This is a genomic window from Plasticicumulans sp., from assembly GCF_035331805.1.
Taxonomy (GTDB): Bacteria; Pseudomonadota; Gammaproteobacteria; order Competibacterales; family Competibacteraceae; genus Plasticicumulans.
Window position 1 is genome coordinate 1 of record NZ_DAOLKE010000358.1, and the last position, 3,390, is coordinate 3,390.

At 68.2% G+C, this 3,390-nt stretch carries 5 protein-coding genes; 4 read left to right on the forward strand and 1 reads right to left on the reverse strand.

What is annotated here, in order from left to right:
• Positions 1–238: 238 nt before the first annotated feature.
• Positions 239–952, reverse strand: coding sequence for a flagellar basal body P-ring formation chaperone FlgA (flgA, locus tag PKE44_RS16715; protein WP_324553518.1), 714 nt, complete (start codon positions 950–952; stop codon positions 239–241).
• Between the two features lie 227 nt (positions 953–1,179).
• Between flgA and flgB the strand changes: the two genes are divergently transcribed.
• From flgB to PKE44_RS16735, 4 genes are all read left to right on the forward strand, one after another.
• The gene (gene flgB, locus PKE44_RS16720) at positions 1,180–1,572 is read left to right on the forward strand and encodes a flagellar basal body rod protein FlgB (RefSeq protein WP_324553521.1); all 393 of its coding nucleotides are present in this window, start codon (positions 1,180–1,182) and stop codon (positions 1,570–1,572) included.
• A 19-nt stretch (positions 1,573–1,591) separates the two neighbouring features.
• The gene (gene flgC / locus PKE44_RS16725) at positions 1,592–1,999 is read left to right on the forward strand and encodes a flagellar basal body rod protein FlgC (RefSeq protein WP_324553524.1); all 408 of its coding nucleotides are present in this window, start codon (positions 1,592–1,594) and stop codon (positions 1,997–1,999) included.
• Between the two features lie 31 nt (positions 2,000–2,030).
• Positions 2,031–2,717, forward strand: a complete 687-nt coding sequence (locus tag PKE44_RS16730; RefSeq protein WP_324553528.1) for a flagellar hook assembly protein FlgD — start codon at positions 2,031–2,033, stop codon at positions 2,715–2,717.
• A gap of 68 nt (positions 2,718–2,785) precedes the next feature.
• Positions 2,786–3,390, forward strand: a 605-nt coding sequence (locus PKE44_RS16735) for a flagellar hook-basal body complex protein (protein WP_324553531.1), incomplete at its 3' end; no start/stop codon positions are given.

The window sequence follows — 3,390 nt, forward strand, 5'->3', positions numbered from 1 at the left end:
CGGCGCGCTGCCACCGGTGCGGGAGGTGGCCGCGGGGTCGGCGCCAGACTGCACGCGCGCGACCGGCGGGCCGCCGCGGACGGGCGGGGGACCGTTGCCGCCCAGCTTGTCGATGGTCATCGGAGTCGTCCTCTCGTCGGAATCGCGAGTATACGGAACTCCGTATCGGCCCCGGCCGCCGGAACTTGAATCGGGTTTTCCGGCAGAGCGTTACGCCCGGTGTCGGTCGCTCCGGGGTTCAGTCGACGATCAGCGTGCGCTCCTGCTCCAGCCGGCCTTCGACGACACGCCCGGAGGCGAGGTTGCGCGCGCGCAGGCGCTCGCCGGGGCGACCGTCGGCGAGTGCGACCCCGCCGGCGCTGATGCGCATCGCGCCGCGGCGCACGACGAGTTCCAGGGTTTCGCCGCGACGCACGCTGACCGGATCGCTCAGCGCATCCGGTGACAGCGGGGCGCCGGCCGGCAGCGCCGTCTGCAGCAGGCGGCCGATCGCCGGTTTCGGATCCTCGATCCAGCCATCGCCGGCGCGGGCTTCGTCGACGGCCGCCACCTGCAGGTCGGCCGCCGTCAGCAGCGTGCCGCGCACCAGCGGCCGGGCGGCGACGACGATGCTGCGCTGGATGCTGACCTGCGCGCTCATCACCAGCTTCCAGGCCGGGGCCGGACAGCGCAGCACGACGGCCGTGCGCCCGCGCAGTCTGGAGCCCGGCGACAGCGAAGCCTCGATCGGCGATTCGCAGGCCCACAGCCGCAGGCGCGGATCGGTGCCGTCGACGCGGATGTCGGCGCTGCTGCTGCCGACGCGGCTGCGCAGGTAGTCGAGCGCGACCAGACGCAGGGCTTCGAGATCCTGCTGCGCGGCCGGGGCTGCGGCACTGAGCAGGGCGAGGACGGCTGCGGCCAGCAGCCGGCGCAGCGGGGTCGGGAACAAGGTCGAGGCATCGGCAGGCATGGTGGCGTCGGCTTTTCGTCGTCGATCGACAGATGAATGCCTTCCAGCACGCGGTATGCCAGCCCGCCGGGTTCCCAGACCGCCGGCGCCTGTCTGCCGTGCAGGACGGCGGCGGCGTGCGAGGCTGCTGGATGGCATGTCGGTTGCAGATACCCCTCCCGAGTCGCATTCGGCGACGAGAGTTTGACGCGACGCCGCTCGTGGCGCTGCGTCGGGAGGTTGACGACATGGCCATTCGTTTCGACCGGGTACTCGGCGTGCACGAGGACGCGATGCGGCTGCGTGCCCAGCGTACCGAGGTGATCGCGGCCAATCTCGCGAACGCCGACACCCCGAATTACCAGGCCCAGGACATCGACTTCGCTGCGGCGATCCGCGACGCGCAGGGCGGTGCACGGCTCGCGGCCACCGCCGGCGCGCACATCCAGCCCGGCGAGGGCCGCCATGGCCTGGCCGGCACGCTGTTTCGCGAATCGACGCAGCCGAGCATCGACGGCAACACCGTCGAGCCGGAGCGCGAGAAGGCCATGTTCGGCGAGAACGCCGTCCAGTACACGGCCTCGCTGCGCCTGCTCGGCGACCGGCTGCAGGGCCTGCTGACCGCGATCCGCGGCGAATGACCGGCACTCGGGAGGCCACATGTCACTGTTCCGGGTTTTCGGGATTTCCGGCAGCGCGCTGCAGGCGCAGTCGGTGCGGCTCAACACCACGGCGAGCAACCTCGCCAACGCCGACAGCGTCTCGTCGAGCGTCAACGCCGTCTACCGCGCCCGCCAGCCGGTGTTCGAGACGCTCGATGACGGCAGCTCGGATGCCGTCGCCGGCGTCGGTGTCGCCGGGATCGTCGAGAGCACGACGCCGCTCGGGCGCGAGTACCGGCCCGGTCACCCGCTCGCCGACAAGGACGGCTTCGTGTGGACGCCGAACGTCAATCCGGTCGAGGAGATGGCGAACATGATTTCGGCCTCGCGCGCCTACCAGACCAACGTCGAGGTCGCCGAAACCTCGAAACAGATGCTGCTGCGCACGCTGACGCTCGGCGACTGATCCAGGGGCAAGCAAGAGAAGAGGTTCCGTCATGGCCACCAAGGTTTCCGACGCGCTGCTCAGCACCGTCAACACCGGCTTCGCCACCGAGAAGGCGACGGCCGACCAGAAGAAGACACAGGGCAACGAACTCGGTCAGGACGCCTTCCTGACCATGATGCTGACGCAGATGAAGAATCAGGATCCGACCAAGCCGATGGACAGCGCGCAGTACCTCGCGCAGCTCGCGCAGTTCAGCACCGTCAGCGGCATCGAAAAGCTCAACACCACGATCGAGGGCTTCATCGGCCAACTGCAGACCAGCGGCGCGATGCAGGCCTCCGGGCTGGTCGGGCGCCAGGTCGTCGTCGACAGCGACACCGGCTACCTCGATGCCACTCAGGGGCTCGCCGGCAACATCACGATCGACTCGCCGGTCGATGCCGTGAAGATCTCGATCGCGACGCCGGGCGGGCAGGTCGTCAGGGAGGTGACGCTCGGTGCCCAGGGGGCCGGTGAAACCGCCTTCCACTGGGACGGGCGCGATGCCAGTGGCGTGCTGCGCACCCCGGGCAATTACCGCGTCGTCGCGCAGGGTCTGCGTGCCGGTGAGCCCGTCGGGCTTTCGACCTCGATGTCGGCGCCGGTCGACAGCGTCAGCCTGTCGGCACAGGGCTCGAAGCTGAATCTGCGCGGACTCGGCGAATACGCGCTGGATGACGTGCGCGCGATTTTCTGAAATTCCGCCCGCGGGCGGAAATCTGTTGACCGAACCGAGCGACCCCGTTCCCCAGGAGGAACGCCCCCATGGCTGAAACCTTCCGCATCGGCCTGACCGGCCTGAATGCCGCGACCAGCGACCTGTCGGTGACGGCGAACAACATCGCCAACGCCAACACCACCGGCTTCAAGTATTCGCGCGCCGAGTTTTCCGACATTTTTTCGAACAGTGCGCTTGGCCAGGCGACGCGGCGCACGGTTGGCAGCGGCGTGCAGCTCGCTGCGGTCACGCAGCAGTTCAAGCAGGGCAACATCAACGCCACCGGTAATCCGCTCGACATCGCGATCGACGGCGAAGGATTTTTCAAGATTCAGGCCGAAAACGGCACGATCAGCTATACCCGCGCCGGAACTTTCGGAGTTGATTCCGATGGTTACGTTGTCACCAGCACCGGTTCGAAACTGCAGGGATTCCCGGCCGATGTCGACGGCAACATCGTCGTCGGTGCCGCCCAGAGCATGCTGCTGCAGACGGCCGACATCCAGCCGCGCCAGACCAGCGATGTCGAATTCGGCATCAACCTCGATGCAGCGGCCAATGCCATCGACAGCTCGATCACGCCCTTCGATCCGACCGATCCCAAGACCTACAACTACACGACCTCGGCAACCATTTACGACAGCCTCGGCGG

Excerpts from the sequence above, each read along its gene's own strand:
- flgA (WP_324553518.1), bottom strand. The coding sequence starts at position 952 with ATGCCTGCCGATGCCTCGACCTTGTTCCCGACCCCGCTGCGCCGGCTG.
- flgB (WP_324553521.1), top strand. The coding sequence starts at position 1,180 with ATGGCCATTCGTTTCGACCGGGTACTCGGCGTGCACGAGGACGCGATG.
- flgC (WP_324553524.1), top strand. The coding sequence starts at position 1,592 with ATGTCACTGTTCCGGGTTTTCGGGATTTCCGGCAGCGCGCTGCAGGCG.
- PKE44_RS16730 (WP_324553528.1), top strand. The coding sequence starts at position 2,031 with ATGGCCACCAAGGTTTCCGACGCGCTGCTCAGCACCGTCAACACCGGC.